The sequence below is a fragment of the Vreelandella sp. L-25 genome, from assembly GCF_056857535.1.
The window spans coordinates 36,566-61,086 of the sequence record NZ_JBSXNH010000069.1 but is presented as its reverse complement, the minus strand read 5'-3'; the positions used below and the strand labels follow the sequence as shown (position 1 = coordinate 61,086).

The following is a 24,521-nucleotide window of genomic DNA, read 5'->3' as shown; positions in this document are numbered from 1 at the left end:
TGATTGCATCGTATCAGTGCCAGAGCAGCAGTATTAAGCCGGCACCGGCAGCCGCGAGTATCGGCCAATCCTGAGTGGCAGCCCAACTACTGAGTGGCTGCCAAGCCAGCGCAATAGCGACGAGGGCCAAGCCAATGCGCAGCCGATGCTGGCGCTTACCTTGCTGACTCATTTGACGGCGCATCTGGCTGATCGCCGTCACCTGCTGATGGCGCTGACGGTGCTCATGCTCCATGCGGCTAAGCGCCTGATGAGCAAGCACCGGTAGTTCGGGCAGTTGATGAGAAAGCTCCGGCGCTTGGCGCTTGAGGGACTCCCACAACCCACCAATGCCTGCCCGCTCTTTCATCCACTTTTCTAGGTAGGGCTTGGCGGTGCTCCATAAGTCCAGCTCTGGATAGAGCTGGCGGCCCAGGCCTTCAATATTGAGTAGCGTCTTTTGCAGCAGCACCAATTGGGGCTGCACTTCCATATTAAAACGCCGAGCGGTCTGGAAAAGCCCGAGCAGCACCTGTCCAAAAGAGATGTCCTTGAGCGGCTTCTCTAAAATGGGCTCGCAAACTGTGCGGATAGCGGCGGCAAATTCGTTGGCGCGGGTGTTTTCACCTACCCAGCCCGATTCAATGTGCAGCGCAGCGACCTCGTAGTAATCCTGATGGAAAAACGCTAGCAGGTTACGGGCCAAGTAGTCCTGATCTTCCCGCGTCAAGCTGCCCACAATGCCGCAGTCGATCGCAATATATTGCGGGTCTTCCGGGTCATCGCAGTTCACAAAGATGTTGCCGGGGTGCATATCCGCATGGAAGAAGTTATCGCGGAACACCTGGGTGAAGAAAATTTCCACCCCGCGCTCGGCGAGCTTTTTCAAATTTGTGCCCCGTGCGATCAGGGTGTCTAAATCGGCGACCGGCACGCCGCGAATGCGCTCCTGCACCATGACGTGGCGTCGAGTGTAGGGCCAGTAAATAGTCGGCACAAACAGCAGCGGTGAGTCTTTGAAATTACGCTTGAGCTGCGAGGTGTTGGCGGCCTCTTTGTAGAGGTCCAGCTCGTCGAACAGCGTCGCCTCGTAATCGCGGATTACTTCGACAGGGCGTAAGCGCCTAGCTTCCGGCACTTTGGAAAGCAGTTTGGCGACCTGATACATCAAGCCCATGTCTTGACGCATGATGCGGTCAATGCCGGGGCGGATGATCTTGACCACCACGTCTTCGCCGCTGTGAAGTGTAGCGGCGTGGACTTGGGCAATTGATGCCGATGCCAATGGCACGCGATCAAAGGCGGCAAAGGCTTCTGCCAGCGTCATCTCCAGCTCGTTTTCTACCCGCGCGGCGGCTAGTTCGCCAGGGAAGGGCGGCACCTGATCCTGTAGGCGCTTCAGCTCGTCGGCGATATCTTCGGGCAGCAAGTCCCGGCGGGTAGAGAGCATTTGACCAAATTTAATAAAAATCGGCCCCAGCGCCTCCAGCGCCAAACGCAAACGCTCGCCGCGGCTACGCTGGCCCACGGGCACTAGCTGCAGCGGCGACAGCTTCAGCAGCAGGCGCATCCATAGCGGTAGGCGTTCAGCGGGAATCAAAGTGTCTAAACGGTGCCGCGTGACGACCCAGACAATTTTAAACAGCCGCAGGCTCATCCGCGCTGCTCCTTAGGCGTTGATGGTTCCGCTGGCTGCGTGAGTCGCTTATGGAGACGGTTAAGTCGCGCTTCCAGACGGTCGGTGGCGATCTCAAGCTCGGTCAGGTGGTCGCGGAGCACGTCGCGCTGTTGGCGGCCGGGAAGCAGGCGAGCTTCCTCAAACACGTACTCCGATACGTCCTGCAGCAGCTCGTCTTTGGCACGCAGTCCCCAGCGGGCCGCACGTCGAATACCTTCCGCCAGTGAGTGAGCAGGCATATCGCCTAGCCAGCGCGCCAGCTCGCTCTCCCAATCAATATCCAGATCGAACAGCAGATCGCGGGTTGCTTCCAATAGGTGGATACGCCCGCGTACGGCCAGTTTCCCGTCGAACATCAGCCGCTCAATGGAAGCGCCGCTCAGCCATTCGGAGAGCGTTTCAGGCGTCAGTTCCACCACGGCATCAACGTCGGTCTCTTCCACCTCATCGCCATGTTGCAGATCAACGCCTGTCGCGTGGTAGCACAGAAGAAGCGCCAAATGAGGTTTCTCAAGCCGAACCAGCAGTCGACTGCCCGCTAGCGCCGCCAGCCGCGCAGGTGCGGCTGGATCGCGGGCAAGTAGAGCATTTAACGTGCGTTCACATCCGGCCAGCAGCAGGGTCGGGGTGATTAGCATGCTGACCTCTGGTGCCAGAGGATGATTGCTTGATGCTGCTGTGTCATAACTTGATGCCGCGGTGAAGGGCGACGATACCGCCGGTCAGGTTGGTGTACTCGACCCGCTCAAGGCCCGCGGCTTCCATCATGCCTTTCAGGGTTTCTTGATCCGGATGCATGCGAATTGATTCGGCTAAGTAGCGATAGCTTTCGCCGTCACCCGCCACCAGCTCGCCCATTTTGGGCAGCAGGCGGAAAGAGTACTCATCGTAGGCCTTGGAGAGCAGCGGGTTGTTGGGCTTGGAGAACTCCAGCACCAGCAGGCGGCCGCCTGGCTTGAGTACCCGTGCCATAGAACGCAGCGCGGCATCTTTATCGGTGACGTTACGCAAGCCGAAGGCAATGGTAATACAGTCGAAGCTGTTATCCGGGAAGGGTAGGCACTCGGCGTTGGCTTGAACGTACTCCACGTTGCCACCTACGCCGTTATCCATCAGCTTGTCGCGGCCAACGCGTAACATGGAGGCATTGATGTCGGCCAAAACGACTTTGCCACGCGGGCCAACTAAGCGGGAGAACTTTAGGGTGAGATCGCCCGTGCCGCCAGCGATGTCCAGCACATGGTGCCCTGGGCGAACGCCTGCACGCTCAATGGTGAGTCGTTTCCAGACCCGGTGAATGCCCATGGACATCAGGTCGTTCATCACGTCATAGCGGGCGGCCACTGAGTGGAATACATCGGCCACGCGAGAGGCTTTCTCGTCGACCGGCACTTCTTGGTAGCCGAAATGGGTAGTGCGTTTTTCGGTGGGGCTCATGGGGCTTTAGCTCCCGAGTTCGAGGCGGTAGTTGTCGACCGTTAGGTCATCGCAATAAGTAGTTGGCAACATTGTAGCCTTCCCGACCCCGGCTTGTCTGCGCTTCACCTGGGGCACCGCGTCACAGCTGCTTGAATTGAATGCCCGCAGGCTCGCGGGAGGCCCCTGCCTCTTCCAAGCGTTTGAGATAGTTCTGCCAATAGGCATCTTGATGTGTGGCAAGGTCAAACAGGTAGTTCCAGCTAAACAAGCCGCTGTCGTGACCGTCATCAAAGTGCAGTTTGAGCGCGTAGTTACCGGCCTGGGTAATATTTTGCAGGCCGACTTCCTTTTTACCGACTTGCAGAACGGCCGTGTCACCGCCGTGGCCGCGCACTTCGGCAGAAGGGGAGTAAACCCTTAACAACTCAACGGGCAGACGGTAGGTGTCACCGCTGGCATAGCCAAGCTCTAGCTCGCGAGCCTGTTTATGGTAGTGAACCCGTGTGGGCGTTGGAGCGTTCATGAATACGGGAACCTCGTGACGATAAGTAGCAAAAGCAGCCTGCCCGCAAAGCGGACAAGCTGCCGGTGGCTATACCGATAGTAGCGCTTACAGAATATAGCGCGACAGGTCTTCGTCGACCGCCAGTTCGCCTAGCTGAGCGTTGACGTAGTCAGCGTCGATCACCAAGGGGCTATCCATATCACCACCCTTGAACGAAGCCTCTTCCAATAGGCGCTCCAGCACGGTGTGCAGGCGGCGCGCACCGATGTTCTCGGTACCTTCGTTCACTTGCCAGGAGATTTCGGCAATACGCTCAATACCGTCTGGGGTGAACTCAAGGTCTAGCCCTTCGGTCGCCAGCAGCGCTTGGTACTGCTTGGTCAGTGAGGCAGAAGGCTCGGTGAGAATCCGCTTGAAGTCGCCCGGCGTTAGCGCATCCAGCTCAACGCGAATCGGCAGGCGGCCCTGCAGTTCCGGAATGAGGTCTGAAGGGCGCGACAGGTGGAAAGCACCGGAAGCGATGAACAGAATGTGGTCGGTTTTGACCATGCCGTACTTGGTCGACACCGTCGAGCCTTCAATCAGCGGCAGCAGGTCACGCTGCACACCTTCCCGAGATACTTCGCCACCGCTGGATTGGCCACTGCCCTTGGCGACCTTGTCGATCTCGTCCAGGAACACGATGCCGTGCTGCTCGACGGCTTCCACGGCGCGGGCTTTGATCTCTTCTTCGTTGACCAGCTTGCCAGCCTCTTCATCACGCAGTAGCACCAGCGCCTCTTTGACGGTCACGCGGCGCTGCTCGCGCTTCTGCTGGCCCATGTTGGAGAACAGGCTCTGCAGTTGGCTGGTCATCTCTTCCATACCCGGAGGGGTCATGATGTCGATGCCTTGGCCGTGGGAGGAGATCTCAATATCGATCTCTTTATCGTCCAACTGGCCTTCACGCAGCTTTTTGCGGAAGGTCTGGCGGGTGCTGCTATCTTCGCGGGGCTTATCTTCCTGGCCTCGGGGCGGCGGCAGCAGGGCGTCGAGTACACGGTCTTCAGCGGCGTCTGCGGCGCGGTGGCCAACTTCTTCTTTGGCGTACTCGCGGACCATCTTGATCGCCGCTTCCATCAGGTCGCGGATAATCGACTCGACGTCGCGGCCCACGTAGCCCACTTCGGTGAACTTGGTGGCTTCTACCTTGATAAACGGCGCACGGGCCAGCTTCGCCAACCGGCGGGCAATTTCGGTTTTACCCACGCCGGTGGGGCCAATCATCAGAATGTTTTTCGGCGTAACTTCCGGGCGCAGCTCGTCGTCGAGCTGCATACGACGCCAGCGGTTACGCAGGGCAATAGCCACTGCGCGCTTGGCATCTTGCTGGCCGATAATGTACTGATCCAGCGCATGGACGATTTCGCGGGGTGTCATCTGGGTCATTAAAGTGGCCTCAACGTTCGTTGATGTTCAGCTCTTCGAGCGTCACGTGGTGATTGGTGAATACGCAGATGTCACCAGCGATGGCGAGGGATTTTTCGGTAATCTCGCGAGCGGACAGCTCAGTATTTTCGAGCAGTGCGCGGGCGCTGGCCTGGGCAAAGTTGCCGCCTGAGCCAATCGCAATAATGCCGCGCTCTGGCTCAACCACATCGCCGTTACCGGTAATAATCAGCGAGGCGCTGTGGTCGGCCACGGCCAACAGGGCTTCTAAGCGGCGCAGCGCGCGGTCGGTGCGCCAATCTTTGGCAAGCTCAACTGCTGCCTTGGTTAAATGGCCCTGATACTTTTCAAGCTGCGCTTCAAAACGCTCAAATAGGGTAAACGCATCAGCGGTGCCACCGGCGAAACCGGCCAGCACTTTGCCACGGTAAAGGCGGCGTACTTTGCTGGCATTGCCTTTCATCACGGTGTTGCCAAGCGAGACTTGGCCGTCGCCTGCGAGGGCTACTTGGTTACCGCGGCGAACGGAAACAATTGTGGTCATGGAGATAACTCCTTGGGGGAGACGCGCTCCCGATGACTGATCGGCCGCCAGGGCGGCCGTATAAAAAGCGATTCCCAACAAAATGCGGGCGGCTGATAAAAAATCAACCGCCCGCAAGCGAAAGCCATCAGATAAAGCGTGCCTGGCGCAGCTCAGCACGCTGTTAGTTAGTTCTGTAGCTGTATCAGCAGCGGCTCAATGCCTTGTGTGCTCATTAAGTCCTGAGCGCGGTTGAGCTCGCGGGTGTCGTCGTAGGGGCCAACCTGAACCCGATGCCAGGTATCACCGTTGGCCTGCACTTCGCTGATCTGCGCTAGCAGGCTTAGGTTACGCAAACGACTGCGCAGCTGTTCGGCATCGCTAATCTCACGAAACGAAGCGGCTTGCAGCATATAGCGGCTGGGCGTGCTGTTGGTGGCCGCGGGTGCCTGCTGAGCGGCAGCGGCCTGCTCGTTGGGGCGCGTGTTGGCGGCAATCACCTGAGCAATGGGGTCGTCAGCAGGCGTGCTGGTGGCGGTTTCTGTGCTATCGGTTGACGTGTCGGTTGCCGTATCGCTTGCGTCTGCATCACTGGCCGCTACGGTCGGGGGCGTGATAGTCGAGGGAATCGCTCCGCCGGGGGCGATGACTTCGGTTTCAGGCAGCAGCGTGTAGAACTCGAACGTAGGCATAGAGGGCTCGGTGGGCGTTTCGGTTTGCCGCGCTGCGCTGCGCTCATCGCTACCCGCGGGTTTTGGCAGTACCGTCGCCTGAGGAACCTCCTGCTGATCTTGCCAGGGAGCAGTGCCGTGCTGGTGCTGGGCGAGGAAAAAACCAGCGGCGACCCCGACAATCCCCCACAGCCAGCCGGGAATGCGTAGCCCGCCCCCAGAGCGGCGGGCGGACTTACGCTGCGACGTGGCTCCACGGCGGGTGGGCTTAGTGCGCGGGCTGGCCATGAACTACATCTCCTCGGGTGCGCTAACACCCATAAGGTCCAGACCATTGCGCAGCACTTGGCGGGTTGCTAGGCCCAGGGCTAGGCGAGTGTTGCGCAGCGTGTCGTCATCGACCATCACTTTGACCGCGTTGTAGCAGGTGTGGAAGTCACCGGCCAAGTCCAGCAGGTACTGGGCGACTTGCTGCGGCTCGCGGTTCTTGGCGGCGTGTTCGACCACCTCCGGATAGCGGGCCAACCGGTTCAGCACCGCTTTCTCCTGATCGCTATCGAGCAGTGCCAAGTGGGCCGTGGCGATGCTGTGATCGAAGGGTTGGCCTGCCTCTTCGGCTTTGCGCAACATGCTGCACACCCGCGCGTGGGCATACTGAATGTAATACACCGGGTTGTCGTTGGACTGCGACCGGGCGAGGTCGATGTCAAAGGTCAACTGAGAGTCCGCGCGCCGTGCCGCCAGGAAGAAGCGCGTTGCATCACGGCCCACTTCATCAATCAAATCGCGAATAGTGACGTAGCTGCCTGCGCGCTTGGAGAGCTTCACTTCGACCCCAGAACGGGTGACCATCACCATCTGGTGCAGCACGTAGTCGGGCCAGCCTGTCGGGATGCCCACTTCCAGCGCTTGCAGACCCGCCCGCACCCGCGTCACGGTGGAGTGGTGATCGGCGCCCTGCTCGTTGATCACGGTGGTGAAGCCGCGCTGCCACTTGTCGAGGTGGTACGCCACGTCGGGTAGGAAGTAGGTGTAGCCCCCTTCGCGCTTGCGCATCACACGGTCTTTGTCATCACCGAAGTCGGTGGTACGCAGCCACATGGCGCCGTCTTTTTCATAGGTGTGGCCGTTGGCGACCAGTTTTTCGACGGTGGCCTCGACCTTGCCATCCTCGTAGAGCGAGGACTCCAGGAAGTAAACGTCAAACTCGACGCCAAAGGCTTTGAGGTCTAGATCCTGCTCGCGGCGCAGCCAGGCAACGGCAAAGGCTTGAATGGCATCTAAATCATCCGCATCCGCTTTAGCCGTTACTTCGCGGTCATCGGCGGTGACCGTTTTGCCCGCCATATAGTCGTTGGCGACATCCACGATGTACTCGCCGCGATAGCCATCTTCCGGCCAGCTGGCATCGTCGGGGCCGAGGCCTTTAGCACGAGCCTGAACGGAAAGTGCTAAGTTCTTAATCTGAGCACCCGCGTCGTTGTAGTAGAACTCGCGGGTCACGTCGTAGCCCGTGGCTTCCAGCAGTCGGCAAAGGCTGTCGCCAATCGCCGCACCTCGGCCGTGGCCTACGTGGAGCGGGCCAGTGGGGTTGGCAGAGACAAACTCCACCTGCACTTTCTCGCCTTTACCGATTAGGCTGCGGCCAAAAGCATCGCCGCTATCCAGCACCTGAGCAACGATTTGTGCAGCGGCGTCCGCGGCGGCAAAGAAGTTGATAAACCCAGGACCCGCAATCTCAGTTTTTTGAATGGCATCGCTGGCGGGTAGGGCGGCGACGAGGGTATCGGCCAGCTCGCGTGGCTTCATGCCGGAAGGCTTGGCCAACATCAGTGCGAGGTTGGTGGCGTAGTCGCCGTGGGCCTTGTCTTTGGTAGGGTCCACTTTGATCGTGGGCGTTAAGTCGTTGGGCAGCACGCCTTGGTGCTTAAGCGCGTCAACCGCGCCTTCGAGCAGAGAAATAATCGTATCTTTCATGTAAATATCCGGATGTCGTCGGTGGCGGCGTGTGCAGGCGCCCAGGTAATGCAGCGGCAAAGCGGTCATTATCGGCAATTGGCGCGCAGTTTCAAAGCCGTATTCCCTTAGGATAGGACTTGCGTTGGATACGAGCTCTGGCGGCTAGGCCAGGGTTTGTGGATCGATGTCAATCGACCAGCGCACTTTGCGCGCCTCGCGGTTGGCTTCTAGCCACTGCACCAGCCAGTTAGCGGCGGCGTGGCGGTGGCTACGTTTGTCAGCGGTGATCATAACGTGGATGTGGTAGCGGTTTTGGCGACGCTCCATGGGGGCGGGTACGGGCCCCAGGCAGCGCACTGGCACATTGGCGTCCTTCAGCCACTGGCGTAGCGCCTGGGCGGCCTGCTGGGCCAGCGCTAGGGCGGCGTGCTCTTGGGGGCTTTCGACACGTAGTAGGGCCATAAAGCTGAACGGTGGCAGTTTGGCAATGCGGCGCTCTTCCAGCAGGTTGCGGGCCAGCGCGCCGTAGCCATGTTCGGCCAGCTGGCCTAGGTGTGGGTCATCCGGGTGGAGGGTTTGCACCAGCACCCGGCCAGGGTGGGCGGCGCGGCCTGCGCGCCCCGCTACTTGCTCCAATAGCTGTGCGCTGTGCTCTAGGGCGCGAAAATCCGCCGCGTAGAGGCCGCCATCGGCGTTGACCACCACCACCAAGGTGACGTGGGGCAGGTGGTGGCCTTTGGCGAGCATTTGAGTACCCACCAGCAGGCAGGGCTCGCCGCGCTGAATCTCTTTGAGCACCTGCTCGAAGCTCTCTTTTTTGCGCGTGCTGTCGCGGTCAATGCGGTGAACAGTGGTGTCAGGGAACAGCCCTTGTAGCGTCTCCTCGGTGCGCTCCGTGCCGCTACCCAGCGCACGTAAATCGCCGCTGCCGCACTCTGGGCAGGCATCCGGCAGGGCACGGCGGCTGTCGCAGTGGTGGCAGGCCAGCAGCGGTGGCTGGCGGTGTAGCGTCATACGCGCATCGCACTGGCCACATTCGGCCATCCAGCCGCAGCTATGGCAGGCTAGGCTCGGCGCAAAGCCGCGCCGGTTGATAAAAATGAGTGCCTGCTTGCCCGCCGCGAGGGTGCTTTTGATGGCTTTGATGGCCCCCGGCAACAGCCCGCCTTGGCGACGTTGATGACGCAGGTCGATTAGCTCTAACTTAGCGGGCGGGTGACGGCTGGGCCGCTGAGTTAGCCGCAGGTGTCGATAAGCGCCCGTAAGCGCCTTCTGCAGGCTTTCAAACGAGGGCGTCGCGCTGCCCAGTAATAGGGGAATGCCGTGGTAGTGCGCCCTGGCAACAGCAAGGTCCCGTGCGTGGTAGCGCAGCCCGTCGTGCTGTTTATAGGAGCCGTCGTGCTCCTCGTCGACGATGATCGCGCCGGGGTTTGCCAGCGGGGTGAAAATGGCCGAACGGGTGCCGATAATCACCAGTGCGCGGCCGTTGGCGGCGGCTTCCCATACATCTAAGCGCTCTGGGTCGGTAAGCCCGGAGTGCAGCGCCACCACCGGCACGCGAAAACGGCTTTTGAACCGCGCTAGCGTTTGTGGTGTGAGGCCAATTTCGGGCACGAGCACCAGGGACTGCTTTCCTTTGGCAGCGAGCGCTTCGATGAGCTGTAGGTAAATCTCGGTTTTGCCGCTACCGGTCACGCCTTCCAATAAACAGGGGTGGTAGCCGTCGAGTTTTTCATGCAGCACGGATAGCGCAGTGGCCTGTTCACGGTTGAGCGGCAGCGACGGGGAGGCGAGTAAGCTTCCGCCGGTGGGTTGAGCGGCGGTGAGGGTAATCTCTTGGGGTTGGGTAAAGCCTTTTTTTTGCAGCGCTAATAGCTGGTCTCGGGTGAAGCCGTGGGCGCTCACGGCGCGGCCCGGCAGCCCGTGAGGGTGCTGGCGAAGAAGCGCATAAAGCTCCGCCTGTTTAGGCGCGCGTGCCAGCGCTGTTTCATCGTTGGGTAGCGGAAGCCACAGGGTTTGGGTGCGCCCTGCCATAGGGTGGCCCTGGCGTAGCCTGGCGGGCATAGCGTGCTGCATGGTATCGCCCAGGCTGTGCTGGTAGTAACGCGCTGCAAACTGGCACAGCCACTGCCAGTCGCTGGGTAATGGGCCCTCATCCAGCGCTTCACCGATGGCCCGCAGCTGCGAGCGCGGTAATTCGCTGCCGGAAGCCAAAGACACCACCACTCCGACGACATCGCGGCGGCCAAACGGCACCCTTACCCGCAGCCCAGGCTGCCAGCCACAGGCGGGAGCCCTCGGTGCGGGTAAGTAGTCAAACAGGCGTCTTAGCGGCGACGGTAACGCGACCTTGAGCACCTGAAAAGCGCCCTTAGGCAGCCCAGGTGACGATGGCTGGGCAGAAACAGAATCGGACAATTGGCCTCCGGCGATTAGTTTGCTAGAATGCGCGGCCGCTCTGAATCTATCGGATGGAGCGGTTAACCGGTTAGCAGTTTTTCAAACCCGTATGCGGTGCCTGGCAACGGATCAGGTGGCGGCATATAGCTTATGAGGCTCAAGATGAAACAAGGTATCCACCCGAATTACAACACGGTCACCGCCAACTGTTCTTGCGGTGCAAGCTTCCAGGTCGGTTCTACCTCTGGTCAGGACTTCTCTCTGGACGTATGCTCCAACTGCCACCCGTTCTACACGGGCAAGCAGAAGCAAGCGACCACTGGTGGCCGCGTAGAGCGCTTCAACAAGCGTTTCGGCGCTGCTATCAAGCGCGGCTAATCCTAACGGATTAAGCCTATCGCAGGCACGCATTGTGCTCTGTGCAAAAGCCCACGCCACGGCGTGGGCTTTTTGTCCCTAAGGGACTACCCTTTTTATTAGCGTTCCTACTGCCTGAATGTGTTGCCACTTGCTTTACGGCACGTTGCTTGACGTGTTGCCCTCCTAACGCGGTTCTTTTTCTACTTACTTGGTCATCTTTTCCACAGGGTGTTTTGACAACCAGGTGTGGATAACTATGTGTTGCTCTTATTGGAATTTATTTCCAAAAATACTGCGCTGCATCAATAAGGAAACCTTTATAGCTGATGGCTGGATGCATAAGTTGCAGCAAATAACGTGGAAAAGTTCCGAAATGGAAGGGAATGTGGCTAAAACGATCGTTTCGTAGGTAAGTTTACTACGTGCTTGAGGCGCCTAGGTTTTTTCTATATTCTGATACAACTTTTCTACTTTAGGCTGATGAGACCTTTACTATGACGGATGCAAATAAGCAGGCAGCTTTGGATTATCACGCTAAGCCGATCCCCGGTAAGCTTTCCGTGGAGTTGACCAAGCCCACCGCGACAGCTCGGGATTTGGCGCTAGCGTATAGCCCAGGCGTTGCTGAGCCGGTTCGCGAAATCGCTCGCGAAGCGGAAAATGCGTACCGTTATACCGGCAAAGGTAACCTAGTCGCGGTTATTTCAGATGGCAGTGCGATTCTGGGTTTGGGTAACCTTGGCCCGCTGGCTAGTAAGCCGGTATTGGAAGGTAAAGGCGTACTGTTTAAGTGCTTTGCGGGCATTAACTCCGTTGATATCGAAGTAGACGCTGAAAGCCCGCAGGCGTTTATCGACACCGTTGCCCGCATTGCCGACACCTGGGGCGGTATTAACCTGGAAGATATCAAAGCGCCTGAGTGCTTTGAGATCGAAAAGACGTTAGTTGAACGCTGCAACATCCCTGTATTCCACGATGACCAGCACGGCACGGCAATTGTGACCGCTGCGGGCATGCTCAACGCGCTGGATATCGCGGGCAAGCGGATTGAAGACGTGAAAATCGTCTGCATGGGCGCCGGGGCGGCTGCTATTGCTTGTATGCGCCTGCTGATCTCCTGCGGTGCTAAGAAAGAGAACTTAGTGATGCTGGATCGTCGTGGCGTCATTCACACTGAGCGTGACGGCATCAACGAGTACAAAGCGGAGTTCGCCCGCGATACCGACATGCGCACGCTGGACGATGCCATCGACGGCGCGGACGTGTTTATCGGCCTCTCTGGCCCGGGCCTGCTCTCTGCAGATCAGGTGAAGAAAATGGCCGCTGACCCGGTGATTTTCGCCTGCACCAACCCCGACCCGGAAATTCACCCGGACGTAGCCCGCGAAGCGCGCCCGGATGTGATCATGGCCACCGGCCGTTCGGACTTCCCGAACCAGGTGAACAACGTGCTGGGCTTCCCGTTCATCTTCCGCGGCGCGCTGGATGTGCGCGCCACGCGTATCAACGAAGCCATGAAGCTGGCGGCGGTGCATGCACTGAAAGACCTGGCCCGCGAGCCGGTTCCCCAGGAAGTGCTGAACGCCTACGAGCGTACCGAGATGAGCTTCGGGCGTGATTACATCATCCCCACGCCGGTGGATATCCGTCTGCTGGCGCGCGTGTCATCTGCAGTGGCCCAGGCAGCGGTCGACTCTGGCGTGGCCCGCAAGCCGTACCCGGCTCACTACCCGCTGAAAACCATTAATGACGTGTATGGTGGGTAATTAACAAGGCCACTTAGGTCAGGGCAGCCCGTAACGGGGGTCTTTCGCCATGGCCGAAAAATGCTCCCTGCAATTTCGGTATTTCCACCATCCATGGCGGTCAGATGGCGAAAGTAGCGCCCAAGGACGGGTTTACAGCGCCCCCCGTCTAGGGTTGTGCTGACCGGTATTTTACAACGCCCGCACACTGCGGGCGTTGCTGTTTTTAGAGGTGTTTAGAGCAGAGGTTCAAGACTGCGGATAGCGCACCAACCCCTCCTGCGCCGTCGTGGCGACTAAACGCCCATCGCGGCGATAAATATGGCCCCTCGCCAAGCCCCGTGCGCCACCACTCCAGGGGGAGTCGATGGCGTACAGCAGCCACTCATCTAGCCGCGTATCTTCGTGCAACCAAATCGCATGGTCGAGACTGGCAATGCGCAGTTTCGGGTCGGTGTACTTGATGCCATGAGGAATCAGTCCGGTGGTCAGCAGGTTGAAATCTGACGCATAAGAGAGCAGATGACGATGCAGTGTCGGGTCATCCGGGAGCGGTCCACCTGCAAAGCGGAACCACAGGCACTGACCGGCCGGTGACGCGCTGTCCGGCTTATCCTTCAAGTGCAAAAACTCGATAGGGTGGCCGGGGAAGCGCGCGTGTTTGGCATCGCCGCTCTCTATAAGCGCTTCCGGCGTGGGCACTTCTGGCATGGCCCGCTGATGATTGATGCTCTCTTCAGCGCTCTGAAAAGAGGCGCTGCAGAAAAAGATCGGTCGCCCTTTCTGAATAGCCGTCACCCGCCGTGTGGTAAAGCTGCCGCCGTCGCGAATGGTATCGACCTGATACACCACCGGGCGGTGCGGGTCGCCTGGGCGCAAAAAATAGCCGTGCTGGGAGTGCGGGCGGCGTTCATCCGGCACCGTGCGCGCCGCTGCGGCCAGTGCCTGGCCCAACACTTGGCCGCCATACAGTTGGGGAAAGCCTAAATCTTGGCTCTGGCCTCGAAATAGCGTCTCTTCAAGGGTTTCAAGCTCTAACAAGTTGACCAGTGACTTCAGCGCGTCGTTCATTCTCTGTATCCTTGGTGCTGTCTGTTTTCCCGCCGATGATTGCAAGTATACCCAGTGCGGCCATCACGCTATTAAAACGATCGTTTTGCTACCTTAGCGGAGTTTGCCTTGATACGCAGCGATGAATTTTACATGCACCGCGCTATGGACCAAGCGCACCTGGCGTTTACCAACGGAGAAGTGCCGGTGGGCGCGGTGGTGGTGGATACCCAGGGGGAGATTATTGGTGCTGGCCACAATGCACCGCTGGCAAGCTGCGACCCCAGCGGCCACGCCGAGGTGCGTGCGCTACGCGAGGCGGGGCAGCGGCTGGGCAACTACCGTTTAGAGGGCTGTACGCTGTTTGTAACGCTAGAGCCCTGCATGATGTGCGCAGGCACTATGGTGCATGCGCGCATTGCCCGTTTGGTATACGGCGCGCCCGAGCCACGCACGGGCATGGTGGAGTCAAAGGCCAACCTGCTTGCTCAGCCCTGGTTTAATCATCAGATAGAGATTACGGGCGGCGTGCTAGCAGTGCCGGCCAAAAGGCTGCTCAAGCAGTTTTTCGCTGAAAAACGTTAGCGCGCGATTACTGCTCAACCGGCGGAATAATATCGAACAGCAATAATGGTTCTTCACTGGCTGGCGTTTGCTCTAGCTGGAAAAACTGTTGTCGGCTGCGCTCCACATACTCAATCATCTCGTAGTAGCGGCGGATGTTGCGCACATAGATGACCGGCTCGCCGCCACGGGCATAGCCGTGGCGGGTTTGGCTATGCCACTCTCGTTCCTGTAAGAGCGGGAGCGCCGCACGAACGTCCTGCCAGCGATCCGGATCGCCGCCGCGCATCTCGGCAATCTTACGCGCATCGTAAAGGTGGCCAAGGCCTACATTGTAGGCTGCCATGGCCATGTAGAGCCGGTCATCCCCGGTAATGCTGTCTGGAAGCCGGTCTTTAATACTGCGCAGGTAGCGCGCGCCGCCATCAATACTCTGTGCAGCATCGGTGCGGTCGGCTACGCCCATTTCGCTGGCCGTGGGGTTGGTCAGCATCATCAGGCCGCGAACCCCGGTGGGGGATACAGCGGTCGGGTCCCAGTGCGACTCTTGATACCCGACGGCGGCCAGTAGCTTCCAATCAAAGCCGGTATCGCGGGCCGCTTGCTTGAATAGCTCGGTGTAGTTGGGCAGACGTTCGTCAAGGTGGGCGAGAAACGTTCGAGTGCCCACGTACTCAAGATAGTCATCGTGGCCAAAATAGCGACTTACCAACTGCTCCAGGGTGCCGTTCTCTTGCAGCTCCTGGAGAAATTGATTGGCGGCTTCTAATAATCCAAGTCCGCGGCCGCTAGGAACCGCCCAGGCCAGAGAGAGCGGCTCGCCTAAAAAGAAGCCGCGTTCGACGTTAGGGAAAAACAGCCGGTTCAAACGAAACTGATGATCAAAAATAATCGCCGCATCCAGGGTGCCGCTCTCTACCCGCGCCAGTAGTTCGGCCACTTCAAGCTCGTGAGACTCTTTCCAAGTAAGGCTGGGGTAGTCACGCTGCAGTGATAGCAGTGCCTGACTGGTGCCCGCTTCGCTTAGCGTGCCAAGTTCCAGGTCGACAAGATCTGCCGGTTCATCAATGCCGTTGAGCCCGCGGCGATACACCACCAGCGGCTGCATCTGAATGATGGAGCGGGTGTAGTGAATGCCTGGTGAATCCGCCAGCAGGGGGAGGGCCGCGGCACCTAAGTCGCCCTGCTCGCGCACGGCGGGGAGCACGCTCTCCGGGTGGTGGCTTGCGTTCAGGTTGAGGCTAACTCCCAGGTAGTCCGCAAAGCGGTGCATCAACTCATACTCAAAGCCAGTCGGCCCCTGGCGGCCTTCGTAATAGGTGGTAGGTGTGTTGCGAGTGTGAATAGTGATGAACTCTTTTGCATTAATTTGCGCTAAATGTTCACCGCTTGGTACCGACGAACTGTGCGGCACCAAAATAAGCAAAAGTGTCGCGATCATCGCGAAATACGCCCGGTAATAGGCGATAAAGTGTTGGTAAATCAATGTCGGCATGATGTCTTGTCAACATGGAACAGTCTGCCACGATACCCAGCCTGATAGACGCTGTCACCTTGTTGATTTCGTGTGGCCGTCGCTTTCCAGTATCATAGTGGGATTGCCGCTTTGCGGCCCGGTGATTTCCTGCTCGAACTCTCCCTGCTTTAGAGGCTCCCAGATATGCTCGAACTGCGAGGCGCACCCGCCCTTTCTGCCTTCCGCCATGAACGGCTGTTAACGGTGTTGCGTGACCGTGTTCCGGAGGTGGAGGCACTGTCTGCCCATTACGTCCACTTCATTGACCACCACGAAGAGCTCGATCATGCCGCCGAGGCGCGGTTGGCGAAACTGCTGGAGTACGGCAGCCGAGACAGCCAAGAGATTCCCGACAACGCCCAGCGCTTTTTGGTCGTCCCGCGTTTAGGCACCCAGTCACCGTGGTCCTCTAAAGCAACCGACATTGCCCACAACTGCGGGCTTAGCCAGATCAGCCGCATTGAACGCGGCATTGATTACCGCGTAGAGCTGCGCGGCGCACCCAGCACAGAACAGCTGGAAGCGATTAGCGCGCTGCTCCATGACCGCATGACCGAACACGTACTGGCCGACGTAGCCGAGGCGGGCAAACTGTTTGCCCACCACTCGCCTGCGCCCCTTGGCAGCGTGGATATTCTGGAAGGCGGTCGCGACGCTCTTGTCACGGCTAACCGCGAACTTGGCCTTGCGCTGGCAGACGATGAGATCGACTACCTGGTAGCCGCCTTTATCGAGCTAGGCCGCAACCCCAGCGATGTTGAGCTGATGATGTTCGCCCAGGCGAACTCTGAGCACTGCCGCCACAAAATCTTCAATGCAGATTGGGTCATCGACGGCGAAGCCCAGAGCCACTCGCTGTTTAAGATGATCAAGAACACCTTCGCCACGTCACCGGATAACGTGCTCTCTGCGTACAGCGATAACGCGGCGGTGATCAAAGGCAGCCACGGCGGACGCTTCTTCCCCACGCCGCTCACCGGTGCCGAGGGCGAGCGTGCCAGCTACGATGCCCATCAAGAGCCGATCCACATTCTGATGAAGGTGGAGACCCACAACCACCCCACGGCCATTGCGCCGTTCCCCGGTGCGGCCACCGGCTCTGGCGGTGAGATTCGGGACGAAGGCGCGACCGGCATCGGCGGCAAGCCGAAAGCAGGTTTGTCCGGCTTTACCGTCTCTAACCTGCGCATTCCTGAATTTGTTCAGCCCTGGGAAGCCTTCGACTACGGCAAGCCCGAGCGCATGCAGTCCGCACTCAATATCATGCTGGACGGCCCGATTGGCGGTGCCGCGTTCAATAACGAGTTTGGCCGCCCCAACCTGACCGGCTACTTCCGCACCTACGAGCAGGATGCGCTCGGCGAAGGCGGCATTGCGCGTCGCGGCTACCACAAGCCGATCATGATTGCCGGTGGCTACGGCAACATTCGCGCACAACACGTGCAAAAAGGCGAGATCCCGGTCGGCGGCAAGCTGATCGTCATGGGCGGCCCGGCGATGCTGATCGGCCTGGGCGGTGGTGCGGCCTCCAGCATGGCCTCCGGTGAGTCCAGCGCGGACCTGGACTTCGCCTCTGTGCAGCGGGAAAACCCGGAAATTGAGCGCCGTGCCCAAGAAGTCATCGATCGCTGCTGGGCGCTGGGTGAGAAAAACCCGATTCGCTTCATTCACGACGTAGGCGCGGGCGGGCTGTCTAACGCCCTGCCGGAGCTGGTAAAAGACGGCAACCGTGGCGGTCTGTTCGACCTGCGTGCGGTGCCCAATGCCGAGCCGGGCATGAGCCCGCTGGAAATCTGGTGTAACGAAGCCCAGGAGCGCTACGTACTGGCAGTAGCCCCTGAAGACTTGGATACCTTCGACGCGCTGTGCAAGCGCGAGCGCTGCCCTTACGCGGTAGTGGGCGAAGCCCAGGCGGAGCACCACCTGGAAGTGCGCGACGGCCACTTCGAGACCAAACCGGTCGATCTGCCCATGAGCGTGCTGTTTGGCAAGCCGCCGAAGATGACCCGTTCGTTTGAGCGCCAAACCCCTGAGCTCTCGGGCGTCATGCTGGATAACCTGGACCTGCGCGAAGCGATGGATCGGGTGCTGCGCCTGCCCACGGTGGCCTCGAAAAGCTTCCTGATCACCATCGGCGACCGTTCCATCACCGGCCAAGTAGCTCGCGATCAGATGGTCGGCCCCTGGCAGGTGCCGGTGGCCGACGTAGCGGTCACCACCGCCAGCTTCGATACCCATGCCGGTGAAGCCATGGCCATGGGCGAGCGCCCGCCGGTGGCGCTCATCAACCCCGCCGCCAGCGCGCGCTTAGCGGTGGCAGAAGCAATTACCAACTTAGCCGCCGCGCCGATTGCCAAGCTGTCGGATATCAAACTCTCTGCCAACTGGATGAGCGCCGCCGACCACCCCGGTGAAAACCAGGCGCTGTACGACGCCGTTCATGCCGTCGGCATGGAGCTATGCCCGGCGCTTGGCATCGCTGTACCGGTGGGCAAGGACTCGATGTCCATGCGCACTGCGTGGCAAGAGGGCGAGGATGCCGAAGAGAAGAGCATTACCTCGCCGCTGTCGCTAGTGGTCACAGGTTTTGCGCCGGTGACCGACGCGCTGGCGACGCTGACGCCGCAGATCAACCTGGAACAGGACGAGTCTGATCTGATCTTGATCGACCTGGGGAACGGCCAGAACCGTCTTGGCGGCTCGGCGCTGGCGCAGGTCTATGGCCAAGTGGGCGATGAGTGCCCCGATGTGGACGACCCGGAAGATCTGAAAGCGTTTTTCGAAGTGATCCAAGGTCTGAACCGCGACGGTAAGCTGCTGGCTTACCACGACCGCAGCGACGGTGGCCTGTTGGTGACGCTGCTGGAGATGGCTTTTGCCGCGCACGCCGGTCTCGAAATCAAGCTCGACTGGCTGATCGACGAGCCGGTAGAAGCCTTCAACGCGCTGTTCTCTGAAGAGCTGGGGGCGGTGATCCAGGTAAGCCGTGAGCACACCGAAGAGGTGCTGACGCAGTTCGCCATGGCCGGTATCGAAACCTGCGGCGTGATTGCTCGCCCGCGTTACGACGACCAAGTGCGTGTCACGCTGTTCGAAGAGCCGCTGCTGGAGACTACCCGTCAGCTAACCCAACGCACCTGGTCCGAGACCAGCTACCGCATGCAGGCGCTACGGGATAACCCGGAATGCGCGAAGAACGAGTTCGACAACCTGCTCGACGTTCGCGACCCGGGCCTCAGCGCCGCACCGACTTTCGATATCAACGACGATATCAGCGCGCCGTATATCAACACCACCAAGCCGGCGGTGGCCGTGCTGCGCGAGCAGGGCGTCAACGGTCAGGTAGAGATGGCCTGGGCCTTCCACAAAGCGGGCTTCGATGCGGTGGACGTGCACATGAGCGACATCCTGGAAGGCCGTGTCTCCCTGGAGGAGTTCAAAGGCTTAGTGGCCTGTGGCGGTTTCTCCTACGGCGACGTGCTGGGAGCAGGCGGCGGCTGGGCGAAGTCAGTGCTATTCAATGAACGCGCCCGCGAGCAGTTTGAAGCTTTCTTCAACCGAGACGACAGCTTCTCGCTGGGCGTGTGTAACGGCTGCCAGATGCTCTCGCAGCTCAAAACGCTGATTCCCGGTGCGGAAAACTGGCCTGCCTTTGTGCGCAACGAGTCCGAGCAGTTCGAGGCCCGCGTTTCCATGGTTCGGGTCGAGAAGAGCCCCTCGATTCTGCTGGCGGGTATGGAAGGCTCCAAGCTGCCCATCGCTGTGGCCCACGGGGAAGGCCGCGCCGAGTTCCGCGATACGGCGCACCTGCGCAGCATGCAGTCGAGCAGCCAAATTGCCCTGCGCTATATCGATAACTACGGTCAAGTCACTACGCGCTACCCGGCCAACCCCAACGGCTCCCCGTCGGGCATTACCGGCCTGACCACGCCGGATGGCCGCGTGACGATCATGATGCCGCACCCCGAGCGGGTGACCCGCGCGGTCACCAACTCCTGGCGTCCGGCGAAGTGGACCGAAGATGGTGCATGGCTGCGCCTGTTCCGCAATGCGCGGGTATGGCTGGGCTAACGTCATGTGATCAACCCGATAGGTGATGGATGACACATCCTGAAAAGGCGGCCTCCGGGCCGCCTTTCTTGGCTAACGGGGCAGCGCCTTCGCTGCGCCCCTACCAAACCGAGGCGGTCAAGCGGGTAGTCAGCCACTTTCGCGCCACCAGCGCCCCCGCCGTAGTGGTGCTGCCCACCGGCAGCGGCAAGTCGCTGGTGATCGCTGAACTGGCGAGGCTAGCCCGTGGGCGGGTGCTGGTGTTGGCCCACGTGCGTGAGCTGGTGGAGCAGAACCACGCCAAGTACCAAGCCTACGGCTTGGAGGCGGATATTTTCAGCGCCGGGTTAAAGCGCAAAGAGGCTAGCCGCCAAGTGGTGTTTGGCTCGGTGCAGTCGGTGGTGCGTAACATGGAGCAATTCAACGACGCCAGCTTTACTCTGCTGGTAATCGACGAGTGCCATCGGGTATCGCTGGAGGAGGACTCCAGCTATCGGCAGGTGATCGAGCATCTACGGAGCCAGAACCCGCAGCTAAAAATCCTCGGCCTAACCGCCACGCCGTTTCGTTTGGGGCAGGGCTTTATCTACCACCGCCACCATCACGGGATGGTGCGTGGTTCAGAAGAGAGCTTTTTTGCCGACTGCGTGTTCGAGCAGCCGCTGCGTCTGATGGTCAAACAGGGCTTTTTGGCCGCGCCCAAGCGGCTGGATATGGCCATCGAGGGGTACGACTTCTCGGCGCTGGCGCCCTCGTCCAGTGGTCTGTTTCGGGAGGAGGAACTCAACCGGGTGGTGGCGGGCAACCGGGCGACACCGGGCATCATTGCCCAAGTGGTGGAGTACGCTGCCGACCGCCAGGGGGTGATGATTTTTGCCGCGACGGTGGCCCACGCCGAAGAGATCATGGGCTATCTGCCTGCCGACCAATCCGCGCTGATCACCGGTGCGACGGTCTCCGCCGAGCGCACCGCGCTGATCGATGCGTTCAAGGCGCGCAAGCTCAAGTATCTGGTCAACGTGGCGGTATTAACCACCGGGTTCGATGCCCCCCATGTGGATCTGATCGCGATTCTGCGGCCCACCGAGTCGGTCAGCCTGTATCAGCAGATCGTTGGTCGCGGGCTGCGCCTCTCGCCGGGTAAAGAGGAGTGCTTGATTCTCGACTATGCGGGCAACCCGTGGGATCTCTACGCCCCGGAAGTAGGCGAACCCAAGCCGGATAGCGATAGCGAACCGGTGCAGGTGCCCTGCCCGGACTGCGGTCACGCGAACCTGTTCTGGGGCAAGCGCGACGGTGAGCTGGTGATCGAGCATTTTGGCCGCCGCTGCCAGGGGCTGGTGGAGGACGACACCGGACGCCGTAGCCAGTGCACCTTTCGCTTTCGCTTCAAGGTCTGCGATGCGTGCGGGGCAGAGAACGATATCGCTGCCCGGCGCTGCCATGGCTGCGAGAAGCTGCTGGTGGATGCCGATGACAAGCTCAAGGAGGCGCTGCGGCTCAAGGACGCCAAAGTACTGCGGGTGAGCGGCATGCAGCTGGAGGCGACCACCAACGGGCGCGGCCTGCCGCGTCTCAAAGTGACCTATCATGACGAAGACGGTGCCAGCCTGAGCGAATGGTTTGCCCTGGAGACCGCCGCCCAGAGCCGCGCCTTTTATGCGGTCTTCTTGCGCGCCCACCTGCGCGCGCCGGGCGTGCCGTGGCAGCCAGCAACGCCAGACGACGTGGTGGCTGCCCAGTCTCGCCTGCGCCATCCCGACTTTGTGGTGGGTAGAAAGGTAGGCCGCCACTTTCAAATCCGCGACAAGCTGTTCGACTATCAGGGCCGCTATCGTAAAGCCGCCGAGGCGGCCGAGATGCCGCATTGATGGAGCGCTGTTACACTGCCGTTTTCAACTGACAAGGACTCGACCCGCGTGAGCGAGACGCCCAGCGCCGTGCCGGATCAAGACGCGATGCCCTCTGCGGTGGAGCCCACCGTGGAGGCCCTTGGGCGCCTGTTCGATGAGCCCATTACGCAGCTGCCGGAAGATCTCTATATTCCCCCCGAGGCGCTCCGGGTCTTCCTGGAAGCGTTCGAGGGGCCGCTGGATCTGCTGCTGTATTTAATTCGGCGGCAGAACCTGGATATTCTGACCATCAACGTGGCCACCATCACCCACCAGTACATTGAATACGTGGAGCTGATGAAAGCCATGGAGATTGAGCTGGCGGGTGAGTACCTGCTAATGGCTGCCATGCTGGCGGAGATTAAATCCCGGACGCTGCTGCCACGCCCTCCCAAAGCGGAAGGCGAGGAGGAAGAGGATCCCCGCGCCGAGCTGATTCGCCGCCTGCAGGAGTATGAGCGCCTAAAAGAGGCCGCTGAGGCGCTGGATACGCTGCCCCGCGTCGGCCGGGACTGGTTCAGCGTGCAGGCGGGCTTACCGCCGCTGGAAACGCGGGTGATCCATCCCGATGTAGAGCTTGATGAGCTGCTGGGAGCACTGTCCGATATTCTCAAGCGCGCCGAGCTGGCCCAGGCCCACCAGATCAGCCGTGAAGTGCTCTCCACCCGCGAGCGCATGCTGAAAATCATGGAGCAGCTCAGTCAGGATGGCGAGAGCGGCCGTTATACGCCGTTTGAAGCGCTGTTTACCCTGGAAGAGGGACGTGCCGGTGTAGTCGTGACCTTTATGGCCATTCTAGAGCTTGCCAAAGAAGCCATGATTGAGATTGTTCAAAATGCACCGCTGTCGCCCATTCATGTGCGTGCCCGCCAAGCGGCGCTGGTCGATGGGGAAGAGGACGCATTCGAGCGTTTGGAAGAGGAGCAGGGCGATGCCGCCTCAGCATTCGAAGAGTCTGTGTTTGAACCTGACGAGGAGTCGCGGTGAGAGACACCACGTTAGATGACATTATTGAAGCGGCGCTGCTAGCAGCGGGTGAACCACTGCCGGTTGAGCGCCTGGAAACGCTATTTTTGGCCGATGAGTGCCCTTCCCGCAAAGCGTTGAGGGAGGCGCTTTCACGGCTAGCGCTGCGCCACGATAACGGCGCGCTCGAACTGGTCGAGACCGCCTCTGGCTTTCAGCTACGCATTCGCCCACGCTTGGCCCACTGGGTCTCGCGGCTGTGGGACGAGCGCCCCCAGCGCTACTCTCGAGCACTCTTGGAAACGCTGGCGCTAATTGCCTACCGCCAACCGGTGACTCGGGGTGATATCGAAGATGTGCGCGGTGTGAGCGTCAGCAGTTCGATTATTCGCACGCTGATGGAGCGCGGCTGGATACGCGTGGTGGGCCACCGGGACGTGCCGGGCCGTCCGGCGGTCTATGCCACCACGCGCAGCTTTTTGGATGACTTCGGGCTGAAAACCCTGGATGCGCTGCCGCCCATGCATACCCTGGTCAACGGTGACGATCGCGAAGCGCTTTCTCTGGAGGAGGCATCATCCGAACAAAACCCGCCGCTAGCACTGGACGAAACGGTGCAAAGCGTGCAGGATGCGCCACCCCAGCAAGATGAGAATACGTTGGCAGAGAGTGCCGACCACCACGCCGAGACGGCGTTAACCCAGCCGCTCAGCTTTGCCGATTTAGAGGCGCGGCTAGCGGCACGTGCGCAGCGTCAACATGAGGACGCTGACACGCAGACCAACGATGTGAGGTCAGACGACCATGAGTGAAAGTAACAACACCACGCCGCCTACCAGCGAAAAACTGCAGAAAGTGCTGGCCCGCGCGGGCCTTGGCTCCCGCCGTGAAATGGAAACTGCCATTGCCGATGGTCGGGTGAAGGTGAATAGCCAAGTGGCCAAACTGGGCGACCGAGTGGAAGCGCGGGATAAGGTCAGCTTTGATGACCGCCCGGTGACGCTGCGTCCGGAAGAGGAAGTGCCGCGCCGGGTCATTATGTACAACAAGCCGGAAGGCGAGCTGTGCACCCGTAAAGACCCGGAAGGCCGTCGCACGGTCTTTGAGCGCCTACCGCGCCTGAAAGGCGAGCGCTGGATTGCCATTGGCCGCTTGGACATCAATACCAGCGGCTTGCTGCTGTTCACCACCGACGGTGAACTTGCCAACCGCTTGATGCACCCCTCTACCCAGGTAGAGCGTGAGTACGCGGTGCGGGTCATGGGCGACGTCAAGCGCGAGCATATCGTCGCGATGGTCGACGGTGTGATGCTGGAAGATGGCCCGGCGCGCTTTACCGACGTACAGGAGTTTGGTGGAGAAGGCATCAATACCTGGTTCCACGTGGTGATTCTGGAGGGCCGCAACCGTGAAGTGCGCCGCCTGTGGGAATCCCAGGGGCTTACCGTTAGCCGCCTGAAGCGTGTGCGCTACGGCAATATCTTCCTCGACAAGCGGGCGAAAGCCGGTGAGTGGGTCGAACTCTCTCAGGATGAGGTGGATGACTTAGCGACGCTGGCCAACCTGGAAACCCGCAAAGTGCCTGAGCTGACGCCAGACGAGAAGAACCGCTGGAGCCGCGACAAGCATAAGCGTCGTCCGGTGCAGGCGATGCGCAAGCCGAAACCCAAGCGCGGTTAGGCTAGGCGCGGTTCAAGCAGTGCGCTCTGCACGGGGTAAGGCTTTTTGGCACCGTGCAGAGCAGTAGATATAGACGAAAGATAAAAAAGGGCTTGCTATTCACAAGCCGTATCCGTACTATATGCATCCGTTCGGA

At 60.0% G+C, this 24,521-nt stretch carries 19 protein-coding genes; 8 read left to right on the top strand and 11 right to left on the bottom strand.

The features are described 5' to 3' along the window. Window positions 1-13 precede the first annotated feature (13 nt). The 9 genes from ubiB to AC13CN_RS11395 form a co-directional block, all read right to left on the bottom strand. Complete coding sequence (ubiB, locus tag AC13CN_RS11435; RefSeq protein ID WP_253556807.1) at window positions 14-1,636, bottom strand: ubiquinone biosynthesis regulatory protein kinase UbiB; 1,623 nt, start codon at window positions 1,634-1,636, stop codon at window positions 14-16. After that, the gene (locus AC13CN_RS11430; protein WP_044630491.1) at window positions 1,633-2,295 is read right to left on the bottom strand and encodes a ubiquinone biosynthesis accessory factor UbiJ; all 663 of its coding nucleotides are present in this window, start codon (window positions 2,293-2,295) and stop codon (window positions 1,633-1,635) included. The genes ubiB and AC13CN_RS11430 overlap by 4 nt, the downstream gene beginning before the upstream one ends. A gap of 43 nt (window positions 2,296-2,338) precedes the next feature. Continuing rightward, window positions 2,339-3,094, bottom strand: coding sequence for a bifunctional demethylmenaquinone methyltransferase/2-methoxy-6-polyprenyl-1,4-benzoquinol methylase UbiE (gene ubiE / locus AC13CN_RS11425; RefSeq protein WP_062361961.1), 756 nt, complete (start codon window positions 3,092-3,094; stop codon window positions 2,339-2,341). 121 nt (window positions 3,095-3,215) lie between these two features. Next, a complete protein-coding gene (locus AC13CN_RS11420; RefSeq protein WP_054641528.1) occupies window positions 3,216-3,599 on the bottom strand; it encodes a gamma-butyrobetaine hydroxylase family protein in 384 nt (127 codons plus the stop codon). Between the two features lie 87 nt (window positions 3,600-3,686). Further along, window positions 3,687-5,009 (bottom strand): ATP-dependent protease ATPase subunit HslU, encoded by a 1,323-nt coding sequence (hslU, locus tag AC13CN_RS11415; protein WP_058577130.1) that lies wholly within the window; start codon window positions 5,007-5,009, stop codon window positions 3,687-3,689. Between the two features lie 10 nt (window positions 5,010-5,019). Then, a complete protein-coding gene (gene hslV / locus AC13CN_RS11410; RefSeq protein ID WP_044630495.1) occupies window positions 5,020-5,553 on the bottom strand; it encodes an ATP-dependent protease subunit HslV in 534 nt (177 codons plus the stop codon). Window positions 5,554-5,720: 167 nt separating this feature from the next. Further along, entirely contained in the window at window positions 5,721-6,491 is a 771-nt protein-coding gene (locus tag AC13CN_RS11405) for an SPOR domain-containing protein (RefSeq protein WP_253556806.1), read from the bottom strand. Window positions 6,492-6,494: 3 nt separating this feature from the next. Beyond that, window positions 6,495-8,180 (bottom strand): arginine--tRNA ligase, encoded by a 1,686-nt coding sequence (argS, locus tag AC13CN_RS11400; protein WP_062374861.1) that lies wholly within the window; start codon window positions 8,178-8,180, stop codon window positions 6,495-6,497. A 144-nt stretch (window positions 8,181-8,324) separates the two neighbouring features. Then, window positions 8,325-10,580 carry a primosomal protein N' gene (locus tag AC13CN_RS11395; protein WP_228168343.1) on the bottom strand — a complete coding sequence of 752 codons (2,256 nt, stop codon included), beginning with the start codon at window positions 10,578-10,580 and terminating at the stop codon, window positions 8,325-8,327. Between the two features lie 144 nt (window positions 10,581-10,724). On the opposite strand from AC13CN_RS11395, the gene rpmE reads away from it, so the two are divergent. Both rpmE and AC13CN_RS11385 read left to right on the top strand, forming a co-directional pair. Beyond that, window positions 10,725-10,940, top strand: a complete 216-nt coding sequence (gene rpmE, locus AC13CN_RS11390) for a 50S ribosomal protein L31 (RefSeq protein ID WP_044630499.1) — start codon at window positions 10,725-10,727, stop codon at window positions 10,938-10,940. Window positions 10,941-11,416: 476 nt separating this feature from the next. After that, window positions 11,417-12,688: a malic enzyme-like NAD(P)-binding protein gene (locus AC13CN_RS11385; RefSeq protein ID WP_062374823.1), complete on the top strand. Its 1,272-nt coding sequence runs from the start codon at window positions 11,417-11,419 to the stop codon at window positions 12,686-12,688. 228 nt (window positions 12,689-12,916) lie between these two features. Here AC13CN_RS11385 and AC13CN_RS11380 read toward each other — a convergent pair whose 3' ends face one another. Continuing rightward, on the bottom strand, window positions 12,917-13,738 hold the full coding sequence (locus tag AC13CN_RS11380; protein ID WP_062374825.1) for an acyl-CoA thioesterase: 822 nt from the start codon (window positions 13,736-13,738) through the stop codon (window positions 12,917-12,919). A 111-nt stretch (window positions 13,739-13,849) separates the two neighbouring features. Here AC13CN_RS11380 and tadA point away from each other — a divergent pair, with 111 nt between their 5' ends. Further along, entirely contained in the window at window positions 13,850-14,302 is a 453-nt protein-coding gene (tadA, locus tag AC13CN_RS11375) for a tRNA adenosine(34) deaminase TadA (protein WP_208596167.1), read from the top strand. 7 nt (window positions 14,303-14,309) lie between these two features. Here tadA and mltF read toward each other — a convergent pair whose 3' ends face one another. After that, window positions 14,310-15,776 carry a membrane-bound lytic murein transglycosylase MltF gene (gene mltF, locus AC13CN_RS11370; protein WP_054645112.1) on the bottom strand — a complete coding sequence of 489 codons (1,467 nt, stop codon included), beginning with the start codon at window positions 15,774-15,776 and terminating at the stop codon, window positions 14,310-14,312. A gap of 165 nt (window positions 15,777-15,941) precedes the next feature. Here mltF and purL point away from each other — a divergent pair, with 165 nt between their 5' ends. From purL to rluB, 5 genes are read left to right on the top strand one after another with little or no spacing between them, the layout of a single operon-like run. Next, window positions 15,942-19,868 (top strand): phosphoribosylformylglycinamidine synthase, encoded by a 3,927-nt coding sequence (purL, locus tag AC13CN_RS11365; protein WP_062374829.1) that lies wholly within the window; start codon window positions 15,942-15,944, stop codon window positions 19,866-19,868. A 29-nt stretch (window positions 19,869-19,897) separates the two neighbouring features. Then, window positions 19,898-21,718 carry a DNA repair helicase RadD gene (gene radD / locus AC13CN_RS11360; protein WP_483053157.1) on the top strand — a complete coding sequence of 607 codons (1,821 nt, stop codon included), beginning with the start codon at window positions 19,898-19,900 and terminating at the stop codon, window positions 21,716-21,718. A 48-nt stretch (window positions 21,719-21,766) separates the two neighbouring features. After that, window positions 21,767-22,726, top strand: a complete 960-nt coding sequence (locus AC13CN_RS11355; protein ID WP_062374830.1) for a segregation and condensation protein A — start codon at window positions 21,767-21,769, stop codon at window positions 22,724-22,726. Further along, the gene (gene scpB / locus AC13CN_RS11350) at window positions 22,723-23,517 is read left to right on the top strand and encodes an SMC-Scp complex subunit ScpB (protein ID WP_062374833.1); all 795 of its coding nucleotides are present in this window, start codon (window positions 22,723-22,725) and stop codon (window positions 23,515-23,517) included. The genes AC13CN_RS11355 and scpB overlap by 4 nt, the downstream gene beginning before the upstream one ends. Then, window positions 23,510-24,385 (top strand): 23S rRNA pseudouridine(2605) synthase RluB, encoded by an 876-nt coding sequence (gene rluB / locus AC13CN_RS11345; RefSeq protein WP_062374835.1) that lies wholly within the window; start codon window positions 23,510-23,512, stop codon window positions 24,383-24,385. Before scpB ends, rluB begins: the two co-directional genes overlap by 8 nt. Window positions 24,386-24,521: the final 136 nt, after the last annotated feature.